This window comes from Candidatus Nitrosotalea bavarica (assembly GCF_900167955.1).
GTDB lineage: Archaea > Thermoproteota > Nitrososphaeria > Nitrososphaerales > Nitrosopumilaceae > Nitrosotalea > Nitrosotalea bavarica.
On record NZ_FUYK01000001.1, the window covers coordinates 130,911 to 156,933 of the forward strand.

A 26,023-nucleotide genomic window follows, 5' to 3' on the forward strand; every position below is an offset into this window, starting at 1 on the left:
ATACAGAGTGAATTTGGCAGAAAGTAATAATCTACTAGAATACATCCCAGGCGCAAAACCTATTTCATATCAGAATACCGGCGGTCAACCGTTAGATGGTTTTGTACAAAATGTCAAAGATAGCATAAAAGAATATGCTGAAAGTGCACAAAATGAGGTTGAGAAGGGTCATAATTTTTTGCAGTGGGTACTTACCAGAGTCTTTGAGGCAACTGAAGATGATGCAACTGATGCAATAATTGATGGTGCAAATGATCTAGGAATAGATGCGTATCTGCCAGTAGATTTTTCAGAAGACAAGATCTATCTATTCCAGTCAAAGTATGGAACATCTCATTCCATTGAAGCCATAGTAAAATTCAGAGAAGATGTCAAAAGATTACAAGGTAAAGATATTGCAAAAATGCGTCCAGAGCTTGCACATCTTGTCACAAAGATTCAGGAAAAAAATCTCAAGATAGAGTGCATCTATGTTACAGACCAGAAGGTAGAGGATGAGAATTTTGAGTCTGTTGAAATTTATGATGTAGATGTCATAGTTAGAAAACTTTGGGATAGAATAAAAAAACCAGCTGCTGGCAAAAAGGCATCCATCAAACTTGAAACTAAATTAAGATATCAAAATACACTTTTAGGTATTTTAAAATTAAGAGAACTTACTAATTTTGTTACAAAGAACAAGGACTATGTTTTTGAATCAAACATTAGACAATGGATGCAGTTCAAGACGACAGTAAACAAAGGATTAAGAGAAACTTTACAGGAAGTGCCTCACAAATTTTTCTATTACAACAATGGAATAACCATAGTGGTAAGCGATTTTGAGGAATTGGAAGATAATTCCATAGTGTTACACTCACCTCAAATAGTAAACGGAGCACAGACGTCAAATTCTGTATTGGATCATGCAAGACGGACTCATAATTTGGATGGAAGTATAACTGTCACAATCATAAAAGCTGCAGATGAACTTGATCAAAATAACATAACAAAGTATAGAAACTCTCAGAATGCAGTAAGAGGAAAAGATCTAGTATCGTTAATGGATTTTCATAAATCAATAAAGTCACAAATGGAAAACATACATTATTTTTATGAAATTCAAGGAGGCTCATTTGATACCAAGACAAAATCACATCAAAGTGAGTTTGTTGGTGATACCATTTACAACAAATATCTGCCAGATAATCACAAAAAAGTCATAGTAGCAAAGGATGCCATACAGGCCTTTGTTGCAGGAACAGAACAACGACCTACTGAGGCATATAGTTCGCCTGCACAATTTTTACCTAGAGGCAGTAAATATGACGAGGTATTCAATGAGAAATTAAAGGACGATTTTAGACTGCTTCTTTATCCATATTTTATCAAAGAATATGCAAAAAAGTCATTAAATTATGGAAAGAAAGGAGGTCATAAGACAAAGAGGTATGCAACATTGTTTTTTGTTGCAGTATACTTTAAGATCCTCCATGAAAAGATTCTACTCTCAAAGGATGACTTTAAAGAAGACATATCCAAGCTAGAGCCAATATTCAAGAGTGTTAAACTAAATCAACGTATCCTAAAATTGACAGATACCGTCGTGACAAAGTTCCTAGAAGACACCGTAGTAGATGATGAAATGACTGCTGCAAATACCTACCACAATTTCTTCTCTCACCATGTTTGGCAGGATTCCATGGTTCGTGTCATAGAGAAGAAGATAAAACAAGAAGAAGAAGAGATTGCAAGCATCCAAAAAGTAGTCCAAGATCTTTTTTAGAATTTTAAATCAATGCGGCAGAACGGTTGACCGATAGGTTCTCTTGCAGGAGGTCCACATTGGCCAGCCATCCTACCGCTATTTTATTCTAGAATATGCTAGTATTTAACATACTATTTACAATCATGATTTTTATAACGAAGTCGGGCGACAAAGATCGACATGAAAGAGGTCGGACATTGTGCATTATGTAGCGGTCCTTTTGATCATGTTTACGTTCCAATGCAATCATGGAACATAAAGGGTAATTTGTGCAGCAAGTGTTATTCTAAAAAAATCGGAGAACACTATCCAGGTACTCATGAAAGAGTAGGTAAATCAGACTAGAAACCAACCGTTTTCAATCAGATCTTTATCTTGCAATTCTCCCATACCTGTTGCATAACGCCAGATGTAAGGTGCATCAGTTTTCATCTTGTCTTTTATTTGAATTAATGATTCCAGTTCAGAATCTACATTTCCAGTAGGAGTATTACAGATTTCACAAAATTTACACTTGGAATCTAGAGTAAGTGGAGTAGATTCTATTACAGGATATGTCCTGCACGCGAGTGGACGGGAATCATAGATTTTACAAGTATATCCACCATGTGGTGATCTTTTACTAGATTTCATATCCAGAAAGGGACATGTATTACCATTGGGATCTTTACCCATCATCTGATATGCAAGTATGGTATCAGGCCCATCAGACTTTTCAGATATGCCTATTCTGGGCAGGATTGTAACCTTGATGCCATTTTTTTCTGCCAGTAACTCGATCTTTTTTTTCTCATCCGGTAAGATAAGAACACCCACCTTGCCAAATTTCTTTGTTGGATAATACTCTCTTTCAATACAACACTTGGAACAGTCCTCTATACATGAAAAATCCAATTATATCATACTATCAAAAAAGGGATAAATTTCCTTTTATCGCAGAAAAATCCAGCCCTATAAGGTTTACAAAGAGGATAAATAGTAATACCCTTATATCACCAAATCTTATAATTTCTAACAATGGTAGCATATAGAACAAGCATGCAGATAGTAAGAGATTTGCTTACTGTAACAGAAGAAAGCGGTATGAGCGGAATTAACGTAACATCACTTCTAACAAGGGCCAATTTATCACATTCAAGACTATCCAAATTCGTAGACAACCTAACCGGTGCAGGTCTAATCAACAAGATAGAATTCGACGGAAAGAATACATTTGTCATAACATCAAAAGGTAAGCAATATCTGCAGACATATGAAAGATTCCAGAGTCTTGCAGACTCTTTTGGCTTAGATCTTTAAGCCTCTTTACTTTTTATTATTTTAATTTTAAAAATCACATATACAATATTTGGTTGAAATTTTCGAGACTTTTTTTAGAATTATTTTAAAATTGTATGCGATCTAAAATTATCAAAAAAGATCTTAAAATGAAATGAACAATAATTTTTAGATAAAAAAATTAGTTTTTGAGTCAGCGACCAGCAAACCGACAGATCTATAAAGGCGTAGTTTGGTTTATCAAAAGGGGAGTAATGGTGGCAGAGACATTAGTATGGTGGAAGGGACTTGCAAAAGAACTTGAATTAGATATCGAATCCCTTGATGAAAAAGTAGAAGACACCAGACTTTAAAATAATTAAAAAATCATTTCCTGTATTTACTTGATTAAAGCCTCGAGTGGGATTCGACCCCACGGCCTAACGCTTACGAGGCGTTCGCTCTACCAGGCTGAGCTATCGAGGCAGTGGTTCGAAATGTAATTAGAGTTTATAAAAAGCCTTTGTGCTTTTGATTCATTGAAGGTATCAATTTCTGGAGTTCGTGGAATTTTTGGTAATGACCTCAATCTTAAAGATATAATTCATTATTGTAGAAATTTTTCACCTCTGGTCAAGTCAAAAAAATGTGTTGTTGGAAGAGATACAAGGCCATCAGGCGAGATTGTAACCAATGTTGCAGTTGCCTCTCTTTTAGAAAGAGGAATCTCAGTGTATAATCTAGGCATATCTCCTACACCTGTCATATTCAGAGAAGCAAGAAAATATGGTAGCGGTCTGATTGTTACATCTTCACACAATCCATTAGAATGGAATGGTCTCAAGTTTATCCTAGAAGGCAGAGGAATTAACGAGTCAGAATTAGAACAGTTGGTAAAGGAATACCAATTTCAAAGAGAAAAATTTGGGACTGAAACACAGGTTGAATCAAGCTATATCGATGAGGCAGCCAAAGTAATTGGAAGAATAAAAAAATCACCAAGGATAGTAGTTGACGTTGGTGGCGGTGCAGCATTTGAGGTTGCCCCACAGTTACTAAGAAAAATAGGTTGTAAGGTAAGTGTGATAAATGGAATACCTGGAAAATCGAATAGAGGTCCTGATCCTACTAGTGATAAATTATCAGGACTAGTCCAAGCTTCAAAAAAAGCAGAGATTGGTTTTGCTTTTGATTTGGATGGAGATAGACTAGTTATAGTAAAAGACGGCAAGAAAAAATCGCCTGATGTTACATTAGGTCTTGGCATTGCAGGTGCACTTGAAAAGGGATACAAAAAATTTGTTCTCAGTATTGATACAAGTATTGCAATTGAAAAGTTCATCACAGATCAAGGTGGTATTGTTAACAGATCCAAAGTCGGAGAGGCCAATGTAGTTGACATGATGTTAAAAACAAAATCTCAAGCAGGTGGAGAGGGAAGCAGTGCTGGATTTATTTTGCCAGAATTTAACATGTGTAGAGATGGAATTTTGACAAGTGGTCTTATTGCATCAATGGTCGGAACAAAACAATTCAACGAGATAATAAAATTCATGGAAAGATATCATCAAGTAAGAACCAAAGTAAGTGTAGATTCAAAACTCCACAAGAAAACACTTGGAACTTTATTGAAAAAGATGAAAAAACAATCTAGTCAGATTATAACAATTGATGGTATAAAGTCCATAATAGATGAAGACAGTTGGGTTCTAGTGAGACAGTCAAATACTGAGCACATAATCAGGGTCTCTGTAGAGTCAAATGACCTCAATAAAGCAAAATCAATAGAAAAACAAATCACTATGCTGGTTAAACAAAGTTATGAAGAATCCAGATGAAAGAGAAATAATCAAGACATTTCAAAAAAGATTTGGCAAGACTGGGTTTCTTGCAGACGATGTTGAAGTTATAAAAATTGGCAGTTGCAAGTTTATTGCAAAATCTGACATGTTGGTTCAGAGTACTGATGTGCCCCCAAGAATGAAGATTGCTGATATTGCAAGAAAGAGCATGGTGGCATGTGTAAGCGACTTTTCCTGTAAGGGAGTCAAGCCCCAATTTGCTACAATTTCATTGTCAATACCCCGTGGTTTTACACAGAAAATGATCAATGATCTGGCAGACGGTTTTGCATCAGCCTCCAAAGAATTCGGGTTAAAAATAGTAGGCGGTGATACAAATCAAGGAAAGGAACTGGTCATCGAAGTATCCATGTTTGGAGCAGGTAACAAAAAGATACCATCAAGGGGTAGTGCAAAGATTGGAGACATCATTGCAACATCCGGCCCTTTTGGATACTCTTCTTCAGGCTTGAAGATCATTTTGAACAAGTACAAAGCCAATCCAAGATTTTTGAAGAAATGTATGGGAAAAGTTATGAGGTCAACTCCAAGGTTACAATTTGGATTACAGGCAGCAAAATATTTTTCGTCATCAATGGACTCTAGTGATGGACTTTCCATAACACTCAACGACATGAGTGAGCAGAGCAAAAAGAGATTTGTAATATTTGGTTTTCCAACAGAATATGACATAGTAGAATTTGCAGCAAAAAACAAAATTGATTTGAAAGACTTGGTTTTTTGCGGTGGAGAAGAATATGAAATGGTCTTTACGGTATCACCGCTTTATTTGCACCAAATCAGAAAAATGGCAAGAAAATTACAAGTACCTTTATTTGAAATAGGCTATGTAGCCAGGGGCAAAGATGTGGTTCTCATGGAGAAATTCAAGCCCAAGAAAATCAAAAGGTGTGGTTGGATACACCTCAGATCCTAATGTTTTTTAATCAACTGCAATCCAGTGGTCTAAACACAGATTGATATAAGATATTTGGAAACAAGCGAGTTTTCATTCTCTAATTACCACTTGAATTACCAATAGTGGGGTTTGTAGCAACTATTACTATTCCCTTGAGCCATGGATGAATAACGCTATAGTAATGATATATGCCTGATTTATCAAAGGTATGAGTCCATGCATAGCCTGATTCAATCAAGCCAGACCTAAAAGATACAAAACTGCTTGTTATGTCATTTGTGACACTGTCCATGTTAATCCATCGTACAGTATTGTTAGTTCCAATGACTACTTTTACAAGAGATGGCGTAAATGTAAAACCATTAGATTTGAGTGAAGAGTTTACAGGAATTATTATGGTTATTTCAGGACTTGTCATGGTAGAGACAGATTCCCTTGCCCATCCTCTTTCCGACAAAACATTTGCAGTTGGATATCTTACACAAACCGACAAGCCATCAGCTGTTTTTATCATTAATTCTAGACCCTCTTTACAAACAACATCTTTGGGGGTAATTCCTGTTTTGAGTTGTTGTAAAGGAGGTGGGAAATATGGATGTTCATCATTTAGACCACTTACCGAGCTTCTAAAGAATGGTGCTTGGTCATTTACATAATAATAACTCCAAACATTATAGTTTGATTGATTACCAGTTACCCAATCTTCTATGGTACCATTTTTCATAGCCCCAATCATTTGTGTTTTCATCATCTCCATCCAGCTTGCTCCTTTGTATTGATAATATGGTGCCCACTCCTCTCGCTGTTTTTCCTTAGATGGTACAAAGCCACTATGACATGGTGCTGAAGACCAATCAGAATTTGGCATGCATAGTGCTTTAGCTGGATTGTGTATCATTGCAGGAATTAGTAACAATATCGTAAAGGCGATTATCGAAAGATGTAGAGTTTTCAAAATATAATATCATTCAACGTTCAAACTTTAAAAAACTGGCGTAGATTCTCTCAGTAAGATTCTTCCAAAATTGTGCCTATTCACATATTCCCGAACAAATGTTTTTTAAACCCGTTCGAGAGTCTTGAAATGTTGTCCGAACAAGAGACTGCCAAGGAAAAATGGGGAATAGCTCACATTTTCAGTAGTTTCAACAATACCATAGTACACATCACAGATGTTTCTGGTGCTGAGACAGTAGCAATTAGCTCTGGTGGACGACATGTTAACGCAGACAGATACGAATCATCTCCTTATGCCGCAATGAAATCAACAGCAGCAGTTGTTGAGGCAGCACATGACAAAGGCTTCACGGGTCTTCATATTAGAGTAAGAGCAGTAGGCGGAGTAGGTTCACGTGTTCCAGGCCCAGGTGCACAAGCAGCAATTAGGGCACTAGCAAGAGGCGGATTTAAGATTGGAAGAATTGATGATGTAACACCAATTCCTCATGATACCACAAGAAAGAAGGGTGGTAAAAGAGGAAGAAGAGTCTAAGCATCTACAAGTTTTACTTTTACTTTGGCATTTTTGGTTTCAAAAAATTCTGTCATAAAAGTTACAAATTTTTCTTCAACTTTCTTTCCTTTAGTTTTAGCAATCCGATCTCCGAATTTTAAGTCTATTTCTGCAAGTAATTCTGTTTTTATCAATACTTTGAAAAAAGCCCAACCAAATCTTTCCATAGAATTACTTATCAGAAAACCTTCTTTGATACCACAGAGAGTTTGCATCTCTTCCATAGTAGTTGAAATAATCTCCCTATCAGTTTCATAGTTGGTTGTTGCAATTTGAAGTATAGTTGGTCTACCGTGCATTAACAATCATCTAGCGTTATACACGAATAATAAACTTATTTTGAATATTTAGTCAAACGGTCTTAGTAATTTTAGAATTGTTCAGTAGAGTTAAGTATTTTCAGGACTTGATTGTCCAGAAGATTCGACAATGGATTCAGTCGAAGGCTCAGTAGCAGGTTCTGATGATTGTTCATATTCAGTTTTCACATCACCTTTTAGTTTATCAGACCAAGATACCAATTTTCCATCCTGTTCAACATTAATGGTAGTTTGCATTCTCACTCGAATATCAAGAGACCTAAACAAGGTCAACAATTTTCCTCCATCTATGGTTTCAGAAACTTCTCCTCCTCGAATAAGCTCTGCAAGTTTTTCTATGACAACTTTGGACTCTTCTGGAAATTGAGCTTCGGCATTTTGAAGAACCTCAACTCCTCTATATCCAAGCTGTTTTACTACTAAATCGCGAGGAGAAATCTCTGGTTTTTTTGGTTCATTCTTTAATTCTTCAATTTTCTGTTTTTGGGAGATATTTTTTTGCATCTCAAGCATCCTTTTTGCCTTGAGACGGTCTAGTTCTCGGTCTTCCTCGCTCAACCCTTGATTACCCCAATTGGAACAAGTTTTGCTACCTTTGTTGCTATTCCAAGTTCGTGGGATACGTTTGCAACAGCATCTACATCCTTGTATGCTTCAGGCGCCTCTTCTACTACACCTTCTCTTGTAAGAGCTTTTATGAAAATTCCTTTATCACTAAGAGTTTTTTGTACTTGACTTTCAGTAAAATCCCTTCTTGCAGCAGATCTTGACATCATTCTTCCTGCACCATGTGCAGTAGAGCCAAAGCTTAGATCCATAGAATTTGGTTTTCCCAACAAGATCCAGCTACCAGTACCCATCGAACCTGGTATGAAGACTGGTTGACCAATATCTCTATACTTTTTAGGAATTTCTTCTCTTCCTTGTGGGAATGCTCTTGTTGCACCTTTTCTATGAACTACAACTGAACGAAGTTCACCATCTATTTTGTGTTTTTCAACTTTGGCAATGTTGTGAGCTACATCATAGATTAATTTCATGTCAAGATCAGATTCTGTTTGTTTGAAAACTCGCTCAAAGGCCTTTCTTGTCCAGTGAGTAATCATCTGTCTATTACTCCATGCATAATTCAATGCAGCAAACATTGCTCTTCGATATGATTCTCCTTCCTCTGAAGAATTTGGAACGCATGCAAGTTCTCTATCCACTAGATTTATTTTGTATTTTGAAAGTGCTTGTTCTGATACTCTAAGATAATCACTACAAACTTGGTGTCCAAATCCCCTAGAACCGCAATGAATCAGTACAGTAATTTGACCTTCATTGAAGATTCCCATTTTTTTAGCAGCTTCCTTGTCATGAATTTGATCAACTCGTTGTACTTCAAGAAAATGATTTCCTGAACCCAAGCTTCCTAGTTGAGGAGCGCCTCTTTTTCGTGCTGTGGGAGAAATTTTTGAAGGGTCGGCATTTTTTATCTGACCATTTTCTTCACATACGTCTGCATCATCTTTTGAACCATATCCATGATCAACTGCCCATTGCACTCCTTTTACAAGAACCTCATCTAGATCAGATGAAGATAATCTGACTGCACCTTTAGAACCCACACCAGACGGAATTGATGTAAATAACTCTGAGACAAGATCTCTAAGTCTTGGTCGAACCTCCTTTTCGGTAAGATTTGTCTTGATGAGTCTTACACCGCAGTTGATATCATAGCCTACTCCTCCTGGACTAATCATGCCTTCTTTGGCATCCATAGCGGCTACTCCACCAACAGGAAAACCATAACCTTCGTGACCATCTGGAAGAACTACAACGTGTTTTAGAACTCCAGGAATGGTGGATACGTTAATTGCTTGTTGAATTGTTCTGTCCGTAAGCATTTTTTGCAACAATTTTTCATCAGCATAAATTGTAACTGGAACTTTCATACCTTTTGATGGATCAGCTTCAATACGATATTCCATCTCTCGAATTTTCTTTGGAATTAGTGAGGACATCTCTTTCTGCGAAAAAAGGTACCCGTACACAATTTAAATCATGAGTATGCGATTTCTATTATATCATTTAATCAGCTTTGTAGTATGTCTGTACAAGTCATGTAATGTTTTGCCTTCAAGCAAGTCAGTCTTGTCTTCAGAATCATTGAAAACTTTGTCTTCTGTCAAGTTCTTTTTTTCTTGGTTTTTGTCAGAATTCATAGATGTAGTTTGCCCATGAGGATAAAAAAAGTGTCGATCTTAATCCCAGTTTGATACAAGTAGATTTATTTTCCATGATCAATTGATCACATACATGCCAATTCTTCCAATTGATGGAGGTCGTTATGGTACTGAGGCTATGAAAGATATTTTTGATGACCAAAAAAAGATCTCGTATCAATTAGAAATCGAAGCAGCAGTAGCCCTATCCCAGTCAGAAATCAAGATGATTCCAAAAGATGTAGCTTTGAATATATCAAAAATGGCAAGGTCTGGAAAAATTTCAGTAAATAGAGTCAAACAACTAGAAGCAAAAAGTGATCATGATACTGCATCTCTTGTTGAGGCGTTAAGTGAGATATGCAAAACATCTGCAAGACCCTGGATACACTATGGTTTGACAAGTAATGATCTAGTAGATACAAGTAACTCATTACAATTCCGCGATACTCTTAGAATCATAGAACCAAAGGTAGCAAAATTAGCCATCATATTAGCAGATAAAGCCGTAAAATACAAAGGCCTGCCAGCAGTTGGGAGAACTCATGGTCAGCATGCAAGCATAATTTCATTTGGTTTGAAATTTGCCAACTGGGCACTTGAGATGTCAAAGCATGTAGAAAGAATTGAGGAAGTAAAGAAGAGAATTTTGATTTGTAAGACACTTGGAGTTGTTGGGACTGGCTCCCTTATGGGTTCAAAAGCTTTGGAAGTACAAAGAAGAGTAGCAAAGAAACTTGAACTCTATCCTGCAGATGTTACAACTCAAGTTGTTCCACGCGAAAGATATGCAGAATATATTTTTGTCATGGCACTAATTGGTTCAACACTTGAAAAAATTGCTGTCGAGATCCGAAATCTCCAGAGAACTGAGATAGGCGAAGTCGCTGAACCCTTCAAAAAAGGTCAGATGGGAAGTAGTGCAGTTCCAGTCAAGAGAAATCCTGTAAAAAGTGAGCGTGTAACATCACTTTCAAAATTATTACGTAGTCAGATCTCAGTAGCCTTTGAAAACATTCCATTATGGCATGAAAGAGACTTGTCAAACTCTGCAAACGAGAGATTCATTCTTCCAACCACTGCAATACTTTTAGATGAAATGCTTGAAGCCATGACAAAGATTCTCAGTTCCATATTTGTAAATGAAGACAAGATTAGAGGAAATCTGGAAATAACAAGAGGTCAAATCTTTGCTGAATTTGTACTTGATGCATTAATCCAAAAAAGAGTTCCAAGATTTGAAGCATATAGAGACATTCAGAGAGTTGCATTTGCATCATCTTCAGAAGGAACAGACTTTAGAGACGCAGTAAGAAATGACAAGGTAATATCATCTCACTTGACAGACAACGAGATTGGAAAAATTTTTGTTCCTGAAAATCACCTTGGAGCATCATTTGATATAATTAAAAATGTATCAAACAAAGTTAAAAGTTCATGTTCCAAGTTTTCTTGACTTTTAAGAAATTTTTGTGAATTAAAGAACCATACTGCATTGCTTTTTTTTGTTTTAGTGCAGACTCTTCTGGAACACCAATTGATAAAGCTAATTTTCGAACAATGTGTTTTCTCATCAAGTCATCCTTGTCCTTTATTTTTTGTTCCAATGGAACTGTCTTTGCAAACTCGATAAACTTCTCAGATAGAAAAGGCTGGACAATCTGGACTCCAAACTCAGAAGTGACTTGATTTACTGCCTTCATCATACGTATTTCATTGTCTAACTTTTCTTTCATCAATCCAACAACTGCTTCTTCACCTTCTGGAATAAAGTCTCGATAAGAGTTGTAACCACAAAATAATTCATCTATTCCATTAGCAGTTACGACTTTGGAAATATTATGCTTTTTTGCAAGTTTTGCAACATAATAAAATGCAATACAGTTTTCATTCCAGGATAAATTGTCAACGTTAATCATGTCAGAAATTTTTCTTGCCATATCTGAGAATGTTTGTTCAGATATTAGTTCGATTTCATGTCGTATGCCAAGTGTCTTTGCCATAGTTTTTGAAAACTCTACATCATGTGAATCTGCAAAACCCATTGTTAAAAGCACAATATCATAGCCAAGATCTTTTGCAATTTTTGCTAAAAGTGAGCTATCCACTCCACCTGAAAAAGAAATTCCCACAGTTTTTGATTCTTTAACACTTTCTAAAGATTGTACTATAATTTCATACAGTTCTTCTTCAAGACCTGACAAGATTACATTGACCATTCCATAGTGGACTTGCTTTGAGAGTTAAATATAGGATTCCTTAAAAAATAATACAAATGATGAGACTGTCTGATGAACAAATTAAAACAGAATTGAGAGAATTGTCAGGATGGGGTGTAGTAAATGGAAAATTACACAGGGATTATGTGTTTGATGACTTTGTAGAGGCATTTGGTTTTATGACTAGAGCCGCAATTCACATAGAAAAGATGAATCACCATCCAGAATGGTTCAACGTATACAACAAGCTTTCAGTAGATTTGGTAACTCATGATGCTGGAGGAATTACACAAAATGATATTGTCCTTGCAAGGACTCTAAATTCACTCAAAAAGTAAGAACTCTCACTTTTCCACCTGTACAGAATTTATATACGGACTAGGCACATTTTTTCAAATGTCAACTGGCTCTGCAATCTTGGATGCGGATTTTAAGTATATTGATGGAAAAGGAAATCTCTTAAGAAGTAGAACTGAGCTCTCAATTGCTCAGATGTTGGAATTTTTGCAAATAGAATACCAATATGATTATAGCGTTACGCTGAAAAACGGTAACAAGATAAAAGTAGATTTCAAGACAGACAAGGGAATAATTGAAGTGATTGATGTTGAAAGTGACATAACAAAATACAAGGAACTCAAGCAAGAATTAACAGATGTAAAAATAATAGCAATGGGTCATCCCAAGTTTGCAGCAAGACTATCAGAGCTACAAGATATCATACTTTACAAGACTCAGGAGGTGCAGACAGGATCAATATTCATGGAGGATCCTGCATTTGCGTTTGATTATGCACACATTTTACCATTAGTTGAAAAGTGTTCAATATTACATGGCCACACATCATCTGTTACAGTAGAACTAGTCGGAGAGATGAAAAATAATTTGCTAATGGATTTTGGAGATGCAAAGAAGATAATCAAAGAAGTAATAGGAGTCATGGATCATAAATTTTTCATCAATGAAAAATACTTGGTAAAAGAAGATGCAGAACATTATAGAATTGCATTTGATGGTCCAAAGGGACGATTTGATCTTCAGGTTCCAAAACATACAACTTATCTTTTGAGAGGAGAGGCAACGGTAGAAAATCTGTCCACAGAATTAATTAAACTGCTAGTTCCAAAGATGCCAAAAAATATCGAAGCAGTAGGTGTCTACATTTATGAGGGCTATAACAAGGGAGCCCATATCATATCACAGATCTCAAAGATTTAGGACATGGAACCAACTATCAAGGAAACTTCTTGGAATCCCGAGATTGAAAAACAGATACTAAAACAATGGGAGGAGACACACATTTATGATTTCAAGCCAGAGGGAGATGTCTTTGTAATTGATACTCCACCGCCATATCCATCTGGAAGACCATGGCATATTGGAGCAGCTTCCCACTATGCACAGATAGACATGATTGCAAGAACTGCAAGAATGTCAGGAAAGAATGTTCTATTTCCAATAGGAATTGACAGAAACGGCCTTCCTGTTGAGATGTACACAGAGAAAAAGCACGGAATTAGAATGCATGAGACAGACAGGGCAGAGTTTCTCAAGCTATGCGAAACTGCGCTTGATGATTTAGAGGCAGAAATGATCCAGATAATGAAGAGTCTTGGCTTGAGTGGCAATTTTGCAGAATATTATAGAACAGATTCTGAGAAATATCGCACTCTAACCCAGTCCACGTTTATTGACATGTGGAAACAAGGACAGATCTATCTTGCAAACAGGCCCAACAATTATGATTGGGTAACAGGTACTACCATAGCAGATGCCGAGATAGTTTACGAAGATATTCCTACAAAACTAGTCCACATGAAATTCCAAGTAAAAGATCCTCAGAGAACAATTGTGATAGCAAGTACTAGACCTGAATTATTATGTGCATGTCAGACCATCATAGTAAATCCAGAAGATGAAAGATATACTGATGTTATTGGAAAAAAAGTAATCATTCCCCTGATAAACAGAGAAGTTGAGATAAAGGCGCATCCATCTGCTGAAAAGGAATTCGGCTCTGGTGCTGTAATGGTTTGTAGCTATGGTGATCAAAACGACGTTGCACTATTTCGAGATCTAAAACTTGAAGAGATTGCTGCAGTTGGCATGAATGGAAGAATGAAAGAGGTTGCAGGATCATATGCAGGTCTTAAAGTAAAACAAGCACGGGAAAAAATAATTGAAGACTTGACAAACCAAGGCTTTGTTGAAAAGATTGACAATATCAATCACAGAACTCCAATATCTGAGAGAAGTAAGACTGCAATTGAGATAATATCCATGGAGGAATATTATCTAAAACAAAAAGACTCGGTTGATAAAATTAAAGAACTTGGCTCAAAAATTAATTTCCATCCACCAATGCACAAGCAGATCTTGATGAACTGGCTAGAATCAATTTCAATTGATTGGCCAATATCAAGAAGAAGGTTCTATGGAACTGAAATACCAATATGGTACTGCAAAAAATGCAACGAGCCACATGTTCCAGAACCTGGAAAATATTACAGACCTTGGAAAGATTCCAGTCCTATACCAAAATGTATGAAGTGTAATTCTACAGAATTTGTAGGAGAGCAGCGTACATTTGATACCTGGATGGACTCGTCCATATCGCCTCTTTATATAACAAAATACAAGCAAGATGAGGCTTTTTTCAATAAAACATATCCAACTACCATACGACCCCAGTCAAAGGATATCGTACGTACGTGGCTTTACTATACCATATTACGATGTGAGAAACTCACCGGCAAGACTCCATGGACTGATGCATGGATTATGGGGTATGGTGTGGACGAGCATGGTGCAAAGATGAGTAAAAGCAAGGGAAATGTAATTGATCCTTTACCAGTCATACAAAAGTTTGGTGCAGATACTTTTCGATTCTGGAGTGCAAGTGAGATTAACATAGGATATGACTTTAGATGTTCTGAGCAAAAAATTGAGACTACAAAGAAATTCCTAAGTAAGCTTTGGAATGTTTCAAGATTTCTTTCTGGATTTTCCATAGTAAAATCTGGAAAACCAAGTGCTTCTGATAAGTGGATACTTTCAGAGCTTGATAAAGTAATTTCAGAATGCAAAAAGGGGTATAGTGAGTATAATTTCTTTATTCCAGCTACGGCATTAAGAGAATTTACATGGAATTTATTTGCAGCGCATTATATTGAAATGGTCAAGGGAAGAGCATACAGCTCTGACTTTACAGAAGAAGAGAGAGATGGTGCAATCTTTACACTACATAAAGTACTGTCTTCTGTTTTAATATTGCTTGCACCAATCACTCCATTTATTACAGATTATTTGTGGCAAAATCTTTATTCACAAAAAACAATACACCATGAAAAATTTGTAGAGCCAGAGGAACATGAAGACTGGACAAAATATACAAAAGAGATTACAGAGTTTAACTCTGAGGTGTGGAACAAGAAAAAGAGCATGAATTTATCCCTAAAGGATACCATAGAGATTGCAATTCCTCAAGGACTGGAACAATTTGCAAAAGACCTCAAAGCTATGCACAACATAAAATAATCTTAGTGTAGTGTTTGAGATTTAAATAATATTAAAATTATTACTGTACAATGCCGCGAATTACACATTTTGCTATTCCATCAGACGACCCAGAACGGGCACAAAAATTCTATTCCGAAGTATTTGGATGGAAGTTTGACAAGTGGGACGGTCCCATGGAATACTGGATGATAAAGACTGGTGAGGATAACGAGCCTGGAATTAATGGGGGCCTTGCAAGAAGAATGCCAGGGCAGATAGGCATGACAAATACCATAGAGGTGCCATCCCTTGATGATTATACAAGTAAAATTGTGTCAAAAGGCGGTCAGATACTCATACCAATGATGCCAATTCTAGGAATTGGGTATTTTGCAACATGCATGGATACCGAAGGAAATATCTTTGGAATGATCCAGATGGATAAGAGCGCCAAGTAGAAATCTTCGTTTTGTAAAAATTTACGTAAATTAGAACTGTAGAGAATATTTTCTTGGTAGGAGATATTTCTCTACAGAACTACTAATCATTACCAAATCAGTTATTAAAATAACATGTTTCGTTTGCAAACATCTGCAAACTCTTTTTCATTTTTTAAACTAGAAATATGTGCTCATTATTTTTAACAGGTATTGTACCGTACACTTTAAGAAATTAATTTTGTTAATATATGCCTCATGCATTCTTGACAGAAGTAACATTGTTACTGAACAATGTGTCACAATTCTTTATATCGAGTTTCCAGTAATTACGGCATGAATACACAAAACCTAGCAGCACACAAAAAGATGCTTGCTATCATAATTGGTGTGGCAATATTTGCCACAGCAGGAATGGGCGCAGCGTCAGCACAAGTGTCTACAGGCACAACAAGTACAGCACCAAAAATCCAGGGTTCAATAAATATTGAACAGCTACTTATGTCAAAAGTGACAGTAGACTTTTCTACTGCAGCAACCACTGCGGCAGGAGCAGTTACCAATGGCAAAGTAATTGGTGGAAGCTTGAAACCAATGCAAGGTTCTCTTGTATACTCCTTCAAAGTAATTGACAATAACAACATGGCATACTCCGTGATTGTCGATCCTTCAAGTGGAACAGTGCTTTACACCTCACCAGGCCACGCATTTCATATGGGTGGATTTGGTGCAGGTCAAGCAGGAGGAATGAAGGGTGGTTTCAAACATGGTGGACAAGGATGGAATAAACAAGCTCCATCTGCCAGCACAGCGCCATCAGCAACTGGATCCCAATAGTTTCGCAAGAAACTTTTTTTTCTTTTTTATTTTTTAACTAGTTCTATAAGACTAGATATAAAACTCGTTTTTCTTTTTTGCTAGTGATATTTCTAAAATAATCATATAGTAAATAATTCACTTCATATCTTATGTTGTTCTAATGATTCTATTGTCAATCTGTTTATGAGATTATGAAGTACAATAATGTCATGAGTAAAACAGAGATGTTAAGCGAGAAGACAGGCAAGCCAGAGACCCGAGAAATCTATGCAGTATACAGACAAAATATTACCCGTTACTTTGAAGAAATCGAGAAAAATGTAACGCAATGCATGGACGCTATTTCTCAACTGCAGCAGGAGTTTATCTTGGTATGCAAGAATACAATAGATAATACAATGGCATTCCAGCAAGAAATGGTAACAAAGAGTGGATTAGGATCAAATCTTCCCCAGTCTTATCTAAAATCAATCAACGATGCAACAGATGAGTTTGTAAAAACCAATTCTCTGCAGAACAAGGCGCTAATAACTGCAATAGATGCAACAAGACAGAACATGAAGACATTTCATGACAACTTGAAGGCATTTACAACTATGGACACAAGCATAATCCAGTCATGGTTTTCATCTTGGAAGCCGGTACGAAATCCATAGATTTTCCTTTTCTTTTTAATTCAAATATTGTAAGACTCGCTACAAAACTCTTTTTCCTAATTTTTTATTTTTTTACATATAAAGCAAATACATGGCTAGATCTCTTATAAAATATCCAATAATCAGGGTTCTGTACAAATGGAGAGATATGGTTTCATCTATTTTTGTCAAGGTAAGAGTTAATTCTATTAGCGTATTGGAATTGTGTTAAATTTTTCTTTAACTAAAACCATTTTTCCATCTCTGATTTTTATTAATCCATCATCATTTTCAGAAGCATGAGGTATGAGAAATGCCATACCTTCCTCCAATGCTAGACTTTTTTCGTAAAGATTTGATCCATTTTCAAAAAGTGGAACGTCTCTAAATGTAACATTACATCTTGCCATAGATTTACTAGGTGAATGAAGTAATATTGACCATGACCCATCTCCGTATCTAGTTCTTTGAAATTTACCAAAAATAGGAGTTCGATTTTTTCTATCTCGCATAGTCTTGTCAATATAGTATATTCCACCAATACCTATGGATATTATTAGAACGATTACTGAAAGGACTGCTAAAGAATCATGAAAATCAATCATATTTTCCAACTTGTTTGACTTGCATTTTTGAATTAGGACTATTCATGGACATTTAATTACGCAGAACTTGCTTTTATTTTTTATTTAAATAATAATTCCATCTTGGAAATATCAGTTGAAAGCAGTAGTAATTAGGAAACATGGTGGACCTGAGGTCTTGTCATATGAAAAAATACCAGATCCGGTACCTGAAAAAGGAGATGTCCTAGTCAAGGTAAATTATTGTGCAGTAAACCACTTGGATATTTGGGTAAGAAACGGGATTATAGGTAAAAAAGTATCATTTCCACATATTTTAGGTTGCGATATCAGTGGCACCTTGGTAGAAGGATTTTCAGGTTTCAAAAAAGGTGACAAGGTAGTTGTATATCCTGCTTTTGACAGCAATGCACTACGAGTATCTTTTGGAATCATAGGCGGATTTGGGAAATATAGTGGAGGCTATGCTGAATTAATTTCAGTTCCAAAAAGAAATATAATAAAAAAACCAGATTGGTTATCTGATAAGGAGGCTGCTTCAATCAATGTCTCTTATCTTACAGCTTGGAACATGTTAGAAAGATCAAGATGTAAAAAAGGTGATACAATTCTAATCTGGGGAGCAAACAGTGGAGTAGGCTCTGCAGCTATATTGCTTGCAAAAGCCAAAGGATTGCAAGTCATAACAATTGCATCAGATAAGAACAAAATAAAATTTGCAAAAAAACTAGGTTCAGATTTTGTAATAGATCGAAGTACTCAGGATATAACATTACAAGTTTTAAAGATTACAAATCAAGTTGGAGTAGATGCAGTAATTGATCATGTTGGTGCAAAGACTTGGCCTGTAAGCCTTGAAGTTCTCAAAGTAAAAGGCAGAATGATTGTATGTGGTACCACAACAGGAGGGGAAGCTACAGTAAACATTAGAGCTTTTTACAGTAAAGAGGCTCAAATAATTGGTGCATATCTTGGTTCAAAGTCACAATTGATATCACTACACAAATTTATGAAATTAAAAAAGATCAAACCTGCAATTGATTGTGTTTTCAAACTAAAAGATGCTAAAATTGCACATCAAAAGATGGAAAAAAGTAACCAGTTTGGAAAGATTTTGTTGCAAGTATCTAACTGACAAATTGTCTACAATCACAGTCTAGTACAAGACAAGTCTCGCTGTGTCTTATATGATCATACATGCCATGACCACAACTAACATTCTTACACGTATACCTGCTTTTTTCTCTCTCAACAACCTTGCGTGCAATCTCATTTGCCTGCTCTTTTGAATATCCCTTTTTATCAATATAATAATGAACTACTCTGTTGTAGAGTTCGTTGGGATCAAATGTATGACTCAAGGCTGATAGAAAATAATGGTTCTCAAACTATTAGTTCTTGCTTTTTTTAGTTGGCCTGAGCTTCTCTTTCACGTAAAATATTCAAAGCAGAGCCTGCCTTGAACCACTTTATCTGGAAATCATTGTACGAGTGCTTTAGTAAAATCTCATCTTTTATTCCAGCCTTGTGGTATAAAATACATTTAATATTTTTTCCTGGCTGCATCTGGGATAAATCTAGGATGCTAATTTTATCAGTCTCTTGTACCTTGTCATAATCTGCAGGATTTACAAAAGTAAGTGCTAGTACTCCTTGTTTTTTTAGATTGGTTTCATGTATACGAGCAAAACTTCTTGCAACTACCGCACCGCATCCAAGATATCTTGGAGACATGGCAGCGTGTTCCCTGCTACTGCCTTCACCATAATTATTATCACCTATAACAATCCATTTGAGTCCCTTGTCTTTGTACTGTCTTGCTATAACTGGAAATGATTCTGTATTTCCATTTAGTTCGTTCTTTCCTTTACCAACTTCTCCAGTAAATGCATTAACTGCACCAAGAAATACATTATCACTTATTTTATCTATATGACCACGCAGTGACAGCCATGCACCTGCTGGAGATATGTGATCTGTTGTACACTTGCCTTTAGCTTTTAGTAATAGTGGCAATTCAACAAAATCTTTACCGTCCCATTTCAAAAATGGTTCTAGTTTTTGCAATCTCCCACTTGTAGGATTAATCACAACTGTAATCTCGTCTGGATTTGCTGCAGGTGGAACGTAAATGTCTCCTATATTTGAAAATCCCTTGGATGGAACTTCTGGTGCCTTTTTCGGAGGCTCTAGTTTGAACTCTTTTCCATCAGATCCCTTTAGAGTATCTTTAAGCGGATTAAATGATAATCTCCCACCAAGTGCAAGTGCGACAATTAGTTCAGGACTACCCATGAAGGCCATCGTCTCTCTGCTACCATCATTTCGTCCAGGGAAATTTCGATTAAATGAAGTGATTATAGTATTTGGCTCACCGGGTTTCATCTCAGGTCTATTCCATTGTCCTATGCATGGGCCGCATGCGTTTGCAAGAACAGTTGCTCCAATATCATTTAGAGTCTTCATCTGCCCATCGCGCTCAATTGTTGCACGAATTTGTTCTGAACCTGGAGTTACTAGAAGAGGAATTTTTATACTAATTCCATGAGACTTTGCCTGTTCTGCAACAGATGCAGCTCTTGTCATATCTTCATAAGAAGAATTGGTGCAACTTCCAATAAGAGCTACAGATACAGTATCAAGATAATTATTTTTCTTGACATCATCTGCAAGCTGAGATATGGGTCTTGCAAGGTCTGGAGTATGTGGACCTGCAATATATGGCTCTAATGTAGATAGATCAATTTCTATTACTTTATCAAAATATTTTTCTGGATTTTGTTCAACTTCAGGATCTGCAACAAGAATTTCTCTATGCTTGTTTGCAAGTTGTGCAATTTCTCCACGATTAGTTGATTTGAGATAAACTTCCATTTTATCATCATATGGAAATACAGAACATGTTGCGCCAATCTCTGCACCCATGTTGGTTATGGTCGCTTTACCAGTACAGCTAATTGATTTTGTTCCAGGTCCAAAATATTCAACTATAGCATTTGTTCCACCTGATACGGTAAGCTTCATTGCTACATACAGTATGACATCTTTTGGTGCAACCCAGCCATTAAGTTCACCTTTGAGATGTATACCAATTCTTTTTGGATATAGAAGTTCCCAAGGAAATCCTGCCATTACCTCAGTTGCATCAAGTCCGCCCACACCAACAGCAAGCATACCTAGACCCCCTGCGTTTGGCGTATGAGAGTCAGTTCCAATCATCAATCCTCCTGGAAAAGCATAATTTTCTAGTACAACCTGATGAATAATTCCTGCACCTGGTTTCCAAAATCCAATTCCGTATTTTCTACAAGACGATTCAAGAAACTTGTAGACTTCGCTGTTCTCATCTAGTGCAACTTTGATATCGACATCTCCGCTAACTTTAGCACGAATGAGATGATCACAGTGTACAGTTGTTGGAAGTATACTTCGCTTAAGACCAGACTGCATGAATTGTAAAATAACCATCTGTCCCGTTACATCTTGTAATGCAACTCTGTCAGGTTGAAGAAATGAGTAGCTCTTACCAGGATCTAGATCCTTTGCGCTTTGTATATCATCAAGATGGCCAACTAGAATTTTTTCAGTCAGAGTAAGCGGTCTGTTGACAAGTTTTCTATATTTTGCAATATTTTCTTCAATTTTGGTGTAAACCTTTGAAACTAGATCAGGAGTTGTTTCTATTTGCATTACTAATCCAGTATAATACGTATCTGGATTTAATATAATCGGTATTTTCTGTTATAGAATCTAAAAAATCCCTAATGCTTTGCTTTGATGAGATTTACAAAGTATTTGTGCAGTGACAAGTCACCTGTTAATTCAGGATGAAATGAAGTACCTAGGACGTTTCCTTGTTTTACTGCAATTATTTTTTCATTAAACTTTGACAAGATTTCTACATCTTTTCCTGTTTCTAGTATAGAAGGTGCTCTAATGAATACTCCTGGAAATTTTGAGATGCCAATTTTGTCAATGGATATAACAGATTCAAATGAATCCTTTTGTCTTCCAAATGCATTTCTTTCTATTTTGACATCAAGAAAGTCTAACAATGGCTGGTCCATCTCTCCAAGTACTCTATCTTTTGCCTTTTTTGATAGCATAATCATTCCTGCACATATTCCAAAGACAGGCATTCCGCTTGCAATTTTTTCTTTAATTTTTTTTAGTGAACCATTTACCATCGATAAAGTGCCAATTACTGTGCTTTCTCCGCCTGGGATAATCAATCCATCAATGTCTGAGATCTGCTCAGGGGTCTTGACCTCACTTACTATACCCTCAAGGCCAAGTTCTTCTAGTGCCATCTTTGTTGCCATGATATTTTCTGCAACATCTCCCTGAACTGCCAATACACCTATACTAATTCCGCTCATGCCGTGCTACCACGTTCTTGCATTCGAAGATCAAGATTCTTTGTATCTAGTCCCAACATTGATTGTCTCTCATCAATCATTTTTTGTGCTTCCTTTACCTTGTCTGGATCTTCCCAAAATGTTGTTGCAAGTACAATAGCTTGAGCCCTCTCTTTTGCGTCATCTGCCTTGAATATACCAGAACCTACAAAGACTCCGTCACATCCAAGTGTCATCAAATATGCCGCATCAGCAGGAGTTGAAATTCCACCAGCTGCAAAATTTACAACAGGCAATCTGCCTAAACTTGCAGTCTCTTCTAAAATAGAATATGAAACTTTGAGTTCTCTTGCAACACTTATCAAGTCTTGCTCATCTCCTGCATCATAAATTGATTTTATGCGTCGTAGTTCTGTGTTGACATTTTTAATATGAATTACAGCTTCTGCTACATTTCCAGTACCAGGCTCTCCTTTTGTTCTAATCATTGCTGCACCTTCTTCTATTCTTCTTAATGCTTCACCGAGATTTCTTGCACCATTTACAAATGGTGTTGTAAAATCCCATTTCCATATGTGATGATTTTCATCAGCAGGAGTTAGAACTTCAGATTCGTCAATCATGTCAACATTTGTTTCTTGTAAAACCATTGCTTCGTACACATGACCTATTCTGCATTTTGCCATAACAGGAATTGTTACCGAGTCCATAATTTCTTGAATAATTCTAATACTTGCAGTTCTTGCAACACCGCCAGCTTTTCTAACATCTGATGGAAGTTTATCTAAAACCATTACTGCAACTGCACCTGCTTCTTCTGCAATCTGAGCTTGTTCTACAGTTGTAACATCCATCACAACTCCATTTTTTAGCATGTGAGCAAAACCACGTTTTAGAGTAGAAGTACCTCGTGTAGTTCCAAACGAGCCAACATTTTCCCTAACTACTCCCTTTGTGTTACCAATATCACCAGAAAGAGGAATCATAAATTTTGATCGTGCATTAGGCTATTTATTTTGTTATTTCTACAATTATACCGTCTAGACTGGTTTGAACTTGGCTAATTAGTGGAGGAATAAATTGGTCAGTTGAATTCTGGTCAGGCCATGATATATTGACTGATTTACCGTCCAGAGTAACTTGCAGTCCATACTTGTCATATTCATTTAGATCACTTTTTACTGGAATGGATGTTTGTGGAATCTCCATAAATCCGGTCTCTTTAACAAGAGCAGTCATACGTGTAACCTCTTCTTTTGGTAATTGATATTTCACATCAGGCGCAGAATAGCCATCTTTTGTTAAACTATAACTTGTCTGACCATCATTAGAGATAGTCAAAACTTCGGTTGTTTCAGCACCAATGTTCTGTGTAAGACCAAATGAAATTTTTTTCATGTGTTGTTTGCTGTATTGTATAGAGATAACATCATCAGCATTGACTGCAACATTTGTAATTTCAGGTCTAAGAAGTGTTGGAACTACAATGAAAAGTGCCGCCAAAACTGGAATTGCTCCCAATATTATGATAATTGGACGGACTAAATTTTTCCACTCCTTAATTTGGTGTAGTTCAACGCTTAAAGTATCATTATACCATCAATAAATCTTCAGAAACTTGAGTAAATTAAAATTCAAGTGCATTTATGTTCATTACGTGGGGTCGTAGCCTAGCCTGGTATGGCGACAGTTTAGATCACATTGATCACCGCTAAGGGCTCCAGTGGTTTCACAAGCTTCACTGACGTTAGGATGATGTACAGTTTGGAGCTGTAGTGACCCGTGTGTCGCCGGTTCAATTCCGGTCGGCCCCACCATCCGATCTCTCCTTTGACCTAACAGTTATAAGGAAAAAGGCTCCTAGTATTGTCGCTAGGGAATTGGGAATGAATTTTAAAATATTAAACGTTGGAGGTAAACTGATTTGAGCAGAGGAAACTTTCCAACATTTGGAGCTTCAAAGACTGGAACTTTTGTCTCCACACTAAAAAATTATAATCTACCTCCTTTCATTTTAGAAAAAATTGCCGCTGATTGCAAATCTGATCTGGTTAGAAAAGGAAGAATTGAAGAACGTCTGCAAAGCATGAATGATTCAGCTCTTGAACTTTTGCACAAGGTTTTTGTTGATTGTCATGAAGATGCATCTGGTTCATATGCAAACTATCGATTTTTTGCATACATCTCAAGCATGTTTCATAAATGTGAAATTTTGTTGAACGAAAAAATTCCAGGCAATTCAGGCAAAGTCTACAAGGTTCCTATCGCAGTTAAAAATAACGGCATGTATATCGCAGTTGGTTTAAACAAGTCTTCAGGTGGCGCAGCATCAAAAAGAGAAGCAATCAAGTTTTATGAAATGGTTGATGATATCAAAAAAGGCGAGCATGGAAATCAGCTTGCCGAAGGAGTTTTCGGATCTTCAGTTGGATTTGACGGAGAAGCACTAGTTACTTTGGAAAAACTAAGTACAGCTCGCAAGAAAGATCCACAAAATAAAATTGATTTCAAGACAGCAAGTTTCCAAGACAGAATTTATTCTGTTACCAAGTGCTAGTGCTTTTTCTTAGCAGGGCAAAATTTTCCGTGTACTTGTTTTTCCACAGTTAGCGTGGTTTCATTTTCATGAAATAGTTTCTTACCACAATCAGGACAAGTAAATTCTGGCATAAAAAATCTCTAAATTACTTACTTATAGTCTTTTATCGCCATTACAAACAAATCGCGAATACTAGGAATGCAGACTCGAAGCATCTAAAGTTGCAAAGAGTGCGTTATTTTCTGTTTGGGAATAATTTGAATCGTAATGCTCATACGGTAACGATGCAAAAAGATGCTTGTCCCATATTTCATGAACTATTTCTTTGTAATTTTTGTATCCAGCCTGTCTTAGAAATTCATGAGCTATCTCATGTGATACTTTGGGGCAGTTAATCTCCATTAGATAATTGATATCATCTAGTTGCGGGCTCTTGGTCCACTGGACCATACCAAAATTATCTGCAAAGTATCCTTCACATGTACAATCAGTCCAGATTGGCCTAAAGTAAGTGAGATAAAAATGAAAAATATCAGTTCCTCTGCTTTCATGGTCTAGCAGCAACGTTGGAGTATCGACAATTCTAAATCGTCCACTAGTTTTTACTATCATCTCATCTGCTTGGACCTCGACTGTTCTAGAAAACGTTTTTTCTATCCAGGTCTTGTAGAATTTGGCCATTTTTTGTACATACTCAAACTCCCATCGTCTCGGTTCTAGTTCCTCTTCTTTTACTAGAAAAATAAAGTGAAGAAGCACATGGTGCAAAGATTATAACACAATTAAAAGGTCTTTGCATAAAAATTAGAGAATCCTCTGGGATAGTTTTAAAAATATGAGCGGAAATTTTTCCACAGAGATTTTAGCTTTGACCTTCTATGCCCATCAAGGTTAGAGTTGAACGAATCTTCTCTATTTTACGAATCTTCCAGGTGATAATCTCTCTTAGTGCTTCCACTGTTGGAGATTCTATCTTTGCTAGAATATCATAGGCCCCGAAGGTACCGTGAACTTCCTTGACTCCGTTAATTGCTTTGAGTTGCGAAATTATAGATTCTTCTGAGCCAAGTTCACAATTTATTAGCACATATGCTGTTGCCATGCATTACCTATACAATGCAAATATATCA

Annotated in this window: 31 protein-coding genes and 1 tRNA gene; 16 read left to right on the forward strand and 16 right to left on the reverse strand. The window is 36.5% G+C overall.

Annotation, left to right across the window (positions count from 1 at the left end):
• Positions 1-13 precede the first annotated feature (13 nt).
• Positions 14-1,765 (forward strand): AIPR family protein, encoded by a 1,752-nt coding sequence (locus C0Q33_RS00735; RefSeq protein WP_101476679.1) that lies wholly within the window; start codon positions 14-16, stop codon positions 1,763-1,765.
• Between the two features lie 162 nt (positions 1,766-1,927).
• Positions 1,928-2,092, forward strand: a complete 165-nt coding sequence (locus C0Q33_RS09130) for a hypothetical protein (RefSeq protein WP_165776398.1) — start codon at positions 1,928-1,930, stop codon at positions 2,090-2,092.
• Here C0Q33_RS09130 and C0Q33_RS00740 read toward each other — a convergent pair.
• Entirely contained in the window at positions 2,084-2,641 is a 558-nt protein-coding gene (locus C0Q33_RS00740; protein WP_101476680.1) for a YkgJ family cysteine cluster protein, read from the reverse strand. The genes C0Q33_RS09130 and C0Q33_RS00740 overlap by 9 nt on opposite strands.
• A 144-nt stretch (positions 2,642-2,785) precedes the next feature.
• Here C0Q33_RS00740 and C0Q33_RS00745 point away from each other — a divergent pair, with 144 nt between their 5' ends.
• Together C0Q33_RS00745 and C0Q33_RS09135 are read left to right on the forward strand one after the other, a co-directional pair.
• Positions 2,786-3,046, forward strand: a complete 261-nt coding sequence (locus C0Q33_RS00745; RefSeq protein WP_101476732.1) for a winged helix-turn-helix domain-containing protein — start codon at positions 2,786-2,788, stop codon at positions 3,044-3,046.
• 167 nt (positions 3,047-3,213) lie between these two features.
• Positions 3,214-3,378 (forward strand): hypothetical protein, encoded by a 165-nt coding sequence (locus C0Q33_RS09135; protein ID WP_165776399.1) that lies wholly within the window; start codon positions 3,214-3,216, stop codon positions 3,376-3,378.
• Between the two features lie 38 nt (positions 3,379-3,416).
• Here C0Q33_RS09135 and C0Q33_RS00750 read toward each other — a convergent pair.
• Positions 3,417-3,490, reverse strand: a tRNA-Thr gene (locus C0Q33_RS00750).
• A 53-nt stretch (positions 3,491-3,543) separates the two neighbouring features.
• On the opposite strand from C0Q33_RS00750, the gene C0Q33_RS00755 reads away from it, so the two are divergent.
• Complete coding sequence (locus C0Q33_RS00755) at positions 3,544-4,842, forward strand: phosphomannomutase (RefSeq protein WP_101476681.1); 1,299 nt, start codon at positions 3,544-3,546, stop codon at positions 4,840-4,842.
• Positions 4,826-5,782, forward strand: a complete 957-nt coding sequence (gene thiL / locus C0Q33_RS00760) for a thiamine-phosphate kinase (RefSeq protein WP_101476682.1) — start codon at positions 4,826-4,828, stop codon at positions 5,780-5,782. Before C0Q33_RS00755 ends, thiL begins: the two co-directional genes overlap by 17 nt.
• A 79-nt stretch (positions 5,783-5,861) precedes the next feature.
• On the opposite strand, the gene C0Q33_RS00765 is transcribed toward thiL, so the two are convergent.
• Positions 5,862-6,680, reverse strand: a complete 819-nt coding sequence (locus tag C0Q33_RS00765) for a cupredoxin domain-containing protein (RefSeq protein WP_101476683.1) — start codon at positions 6,678-6,680, stop codon at positions 5,862-5,864.
• Positions 6,681-6,848: 168 nt separating this feature from the next.
• Here C0Q33_RS00765 and C0Q33_RS00770 point away from each other — a divergent pair, with 168 nt between their 5' ends.
• A complete protein-coding gene (locus tag C0Q33_RS00770; RefSeq protein ID WP_101476684.1) occupies positions 6,849-7,256 on the forward strand; it encodes a 30S ribosomal protein S11 in 408 nt (135 codons plus the stop codon).
• On the opposite strand, the gene C0Q33_RS00775 is transcribed toward C0Q33_RS00770, so the two are convergent.
• The 4 genes from C0Q33_RS00775 to C0Q33_RS09140 all read right to left on the reverse strand — a co-directional run bounded on the left by C0Q33_RS00775 (position 7,253) and on the right by C0Q33_RS09140 (position 9,804).
• On the reverse strand, positions 7,253-7,576 hold the full coding sequence (locus C0Q33_RS00775; protein ID WP_133120961.1) for a hypothetical protein: 324 nt from the start codon (positions 7,574-7,576) through the stop codon (positions 7,253-7,255). The two genes, C0Q33_RS00770 and C0Q33_RS00775, sit on opposite strands and share 4 nt — an antisense overlap.
• 90 nt (positions 7,577-7,666) lie before the next feature.
• The gene (locus C0Q33_RS00780; RefSeq protein ID WP_320416812.1) at positions 7,667-8,155 is read right to left on the reverse strand and encodes a DNA-binding protein; all 489 of its coding nucleotides are present in this window, start codon (positions 8,153-8,155) and stop codon (positions 7,667-7,669) included.
• Positions 8,152-9,603 (reverse strand): RtcB family protein, encoded by a 1,452-nt coding sequence (locus C0Q33_RS00785; protein WP_101476686.1) that lies wholly within the window; start codon positions 9,601-9,603, stop codon positions 8,152-8,154. Before C0Q33_RS00785 ends, C0Q33_RS00780 begins: the two co-directional genes overlap by 4 nt.
• Positions 9,604-9,666: 63 nt before the next feature.
• Entirely contained in the window at positions 9,667-9,804 is a 138-nt protein-coding gene (locus C0Q33_RS09140; protein ID WP_165776400.1) for a hypothetical protein, read from the reverse strand.
• 94 nt (positions 9,805-9,898) lie between these two features.
• Here C0Q33_RS09140 and purB point away from each other — a divergent pair, with 94 nt between their 5' ends.
• Positions 9,899-11,260, forward strand: a complete 1,362-nt coding sequence (gene purB / locus C0Q33_RS00790; protein ID WP_101476687.1) for an adenylosuccinate lyase — start codon at positions 9,899-9,901, stop codon at positions 11,258-11,260.
• On the opposite strand, the gene C0Q33_RS00795 is transcribed toward purB, so the two are convergent.
• Positions 11,232-12,023: an asparagine synthase C-terminal domain-containing protein gene (locus C0Q33_RS00795; protein WP_101476688.1), complete on the reverse strand. Its 792-nt coding sequence runs from the start codon at positions 12,021-12,023 to the stop codon at positions 11,232-11,234. The genes purB and C0Q33_RS00795 overlap by 29 nt on opposite strands.
• Before the next feature lie 56 nt (positions 12,024-12,079).
• Here C0Q33_RS00795 and C0Q33_RS00800 point away from each other — a divergent pair, with 56 nt between their 5' ends.
• The 6 genes from C0Q33_RS00800 to C0Q33_RS00825 all read left to right on the forward strand — a co-directional run bounded on the left by C0Q33_RS00800 (position 12,080) and on the right by C0Q33_RS00825 (position 17,433).
• Positions 12,080-12,361 (forward strand): 4a-hydroxytetrahydrobiopterin dehydratase, encoded by a 282-nt coding sequence (locus C0Q33_RS00800; protein ID WP_101476689.1) that lies wholly within the window; start codon positions 12,080-12,082, stop codon positions 12,359-12,361.
• 58 nt (positions 12,362-12,419) lie between these two features.
• Positions 12,420-13,241 (forward strand): 6-pyruvoyl trahydropterin synthase family protein, encoded by an 822-nt coding sequence (locus tag C0Q33_RS00805; RefSeq protein WP_101476690.1) that lies wholly within the window; start codon positions 12,420-12,422, stop codon positions 13,239-13,241.
• Positions 13,242-13,244: 3 nt separating this feature from the next.
• Positions 13,245-15,560: a valine--tRNA ligase gene (locus C0Q33_RS00810; protein WP_101476691.1), complete on the forward strand. Its 2,316-nt coding sequence runs from the start codon at positions 13,245-13,247 to the stop codon at positions 15,558-15,560.
• A gap of 50 nt (positions 15,561-15,610) precedes the next feature.
• Positions 15,611-15,979 (forward strand): VOC family protein, encoded by a 369-nt coding sequence (locus tag C0Q33_RS00815; protein ID WP_101476692.1) that lies wholly within the window; start codon positions 15,611-15,613, stop codon positions 15,977-15,979.
• A gap of 315 nt (positions 15,980-16,294) precedes the next feature.
• Positions 16,295-16,795, forward strand: coding sequence for a PepSY domain-containing protein (locus C0Q33_RS00820; RefSeq protein WP_101476693.1), 501 nt, complete (start codon positions 16,295-16,297; stop codon positions 16,793-16,795).
• A 191-nt stretch (positions 16,796-16,986) separates the two neighbouring features.
• Entirely contained in the window at positions 16,987-17,433 is a 447-nt protein-coding gene (locus C0Q33_RS00825) for a hypothetical protein (protein ID WP_101476694.1), read from the forward strand.
• Between the two features lie 188 nt (positions 17,434-17,621).
• Here the strand turns inward: C0Q33_RS00825 and C0Q33_RS00830 are convergent, their stop codons facing one another.
• Positions 17,622-18,017 carry a hypothetical protein gene (locus C0Q33_RS00830; RefSeq protein WP_101476695.1) on the reverse strand — a complete coding sequence of 132 codons (396 nt, stop codon included), beginning with the start codon at positions 18,015-18,017 and terminating at the stop codon, positions 17,622-17,624.
• A 115-nt stretch (positions 18,018-18,132) separates the two neighbouring features.
• Between C0Q33_RS00830 and C0Q33_RS00835 the strand changes: the two genes are divergently transcribed.
• Positions 18,133-19,131 (forward strand): zinc-binding dehydrogenase, encoded by a 999-nt coding sequence (locus tag C0Q33_RS00835; protein WP_101476696.1) that lies wholly within the window; start codon positions 18,133-18,135, stop codon positions 19,129-19,131.
• On the opposite strand, the gene C0Q33_RS00840 is transcribed toward C0Q33_RS00835, so the two are convergent.
• From C0Q33_RS00840 to C0Q33_RS00860, 5 genes are all read right to left on the reverse strand, one after another.
• On the reverse strand, positions 19,124-19,357 hold the full coding sequence (locus tag C0Q33_RS00840) for a hypothetical protein (RefSeq protein WP_101476697.1): 234 nt from the start codon (positions 19,355-19,357) through the stop codon (positions 19,124-19,126). The two genes, C0Q33_RS00835 and C0Q33_RS00840, sit on opposite strands and share 8 nt — an antisense overlap.
• A gap of 46 nt (positions 19,358-19,403) precedes the next feature.
• The gene (locus tag C0Q33_RS00845; RefSeq protein WP_101476698.1) at positions 19,404-21,686 is read right to left on the reverse strand and encodes an aconitate hydratase; all 2,283 of its coding nucleotides are present in this window, start codon (positions 21,684-21,686) and stop codon (positions 19,404-19,406) included.
• Positions 21,687-21,757: 71 nt separating this feature from the next.
• Positions 21,758-22,375: a pyridoxal 5'-phosphate synthase glutaminase subunit PdxT gene (gene pdxT / locus C0Q33_RS00850; RefSeq protein ID WP_101476699.1), complete on the reverse strand. Its 618-nt coding sequence runs from the start codon at positions 22,373-22,375 to the stop codon at positions 21,758-21,760.
• Positions 22,372-23,340, reverse strand: coding sequence for a pyridoxal 5'-phosphate synthase lyase subunit PdxS (gene pdxS, locus C0Q33_RS00855; RefSeq protein ID WP_101476700.1), 969 nt, complete (start codon positions 23,338-23,340; stop codon positions 22,372-22,374). Before pdxS ends, pdxT begins: the two co-directional genes overlap by 4 nt.
• A 25-nt stretch (positions 23,341-23,365) precedes the next feature.
• Positions 23,366-23,875 (reverse strand): hypothetical protein, encoded by a 510-nt coding sequence (locus C0Q33_RS00860; RefSeq protein WP_101476701.1) that lies wholly within the window; start codon positions 23,873-23,875, stop codon positions 23,366-23,368.
• A gap of 403 nt (positions 23,876-24,278) precedes the next feature.
• On the opposite strand from C0Q33_RS00860, the gene C0Q33_RS00870 reads away from it, so the two are divergent.
• The gene (locus C0Q33_RS00870; protein ID WP_101476702.1) at positions 24,279-24,911 is read left to right on the forward strand and encodes a hypothetical protein; all 633 of its coding nucleotides are present in this window, start codon (positions 24,279-24,281) and stop codon (positions 24,909-24,911) included.
• 174 nt (positions 24,912-25,085) lie between these two features.
• On the opposite strand, the gene C0Q33_RS00875 is transcribed toward C0Q33_RS00870, so the two are convergent.
• Together C0Q33_RS00875 and C0Q33_RS00880 are read right to left on the reverse strand one after the other, a co-directional pair.
• Entirely contained in the window at positions 25,086-25,652 is a 567-nt protein-coding gene (locus C0Q33_RS00875; RefSeq protein WP_101476703.1) for a hypothetical protein, read from the reverse strand.
• A 103-nt stretch (positions 25,653-25,755) separates the two neighbouring features.
• Positions 25,756-25,995, reverse strand: coding sequence for an Lrp/AsnC family transcriptional regulator (locus tag C0Q33_RS00880; protein ID WP_101009471.1), 240 nt, complete (start codon positions 25,993-25,995; stop codon positions 25,756-25,758).
• Positions 25,996-26,023 lie beyond the last annotated feature (28 nt).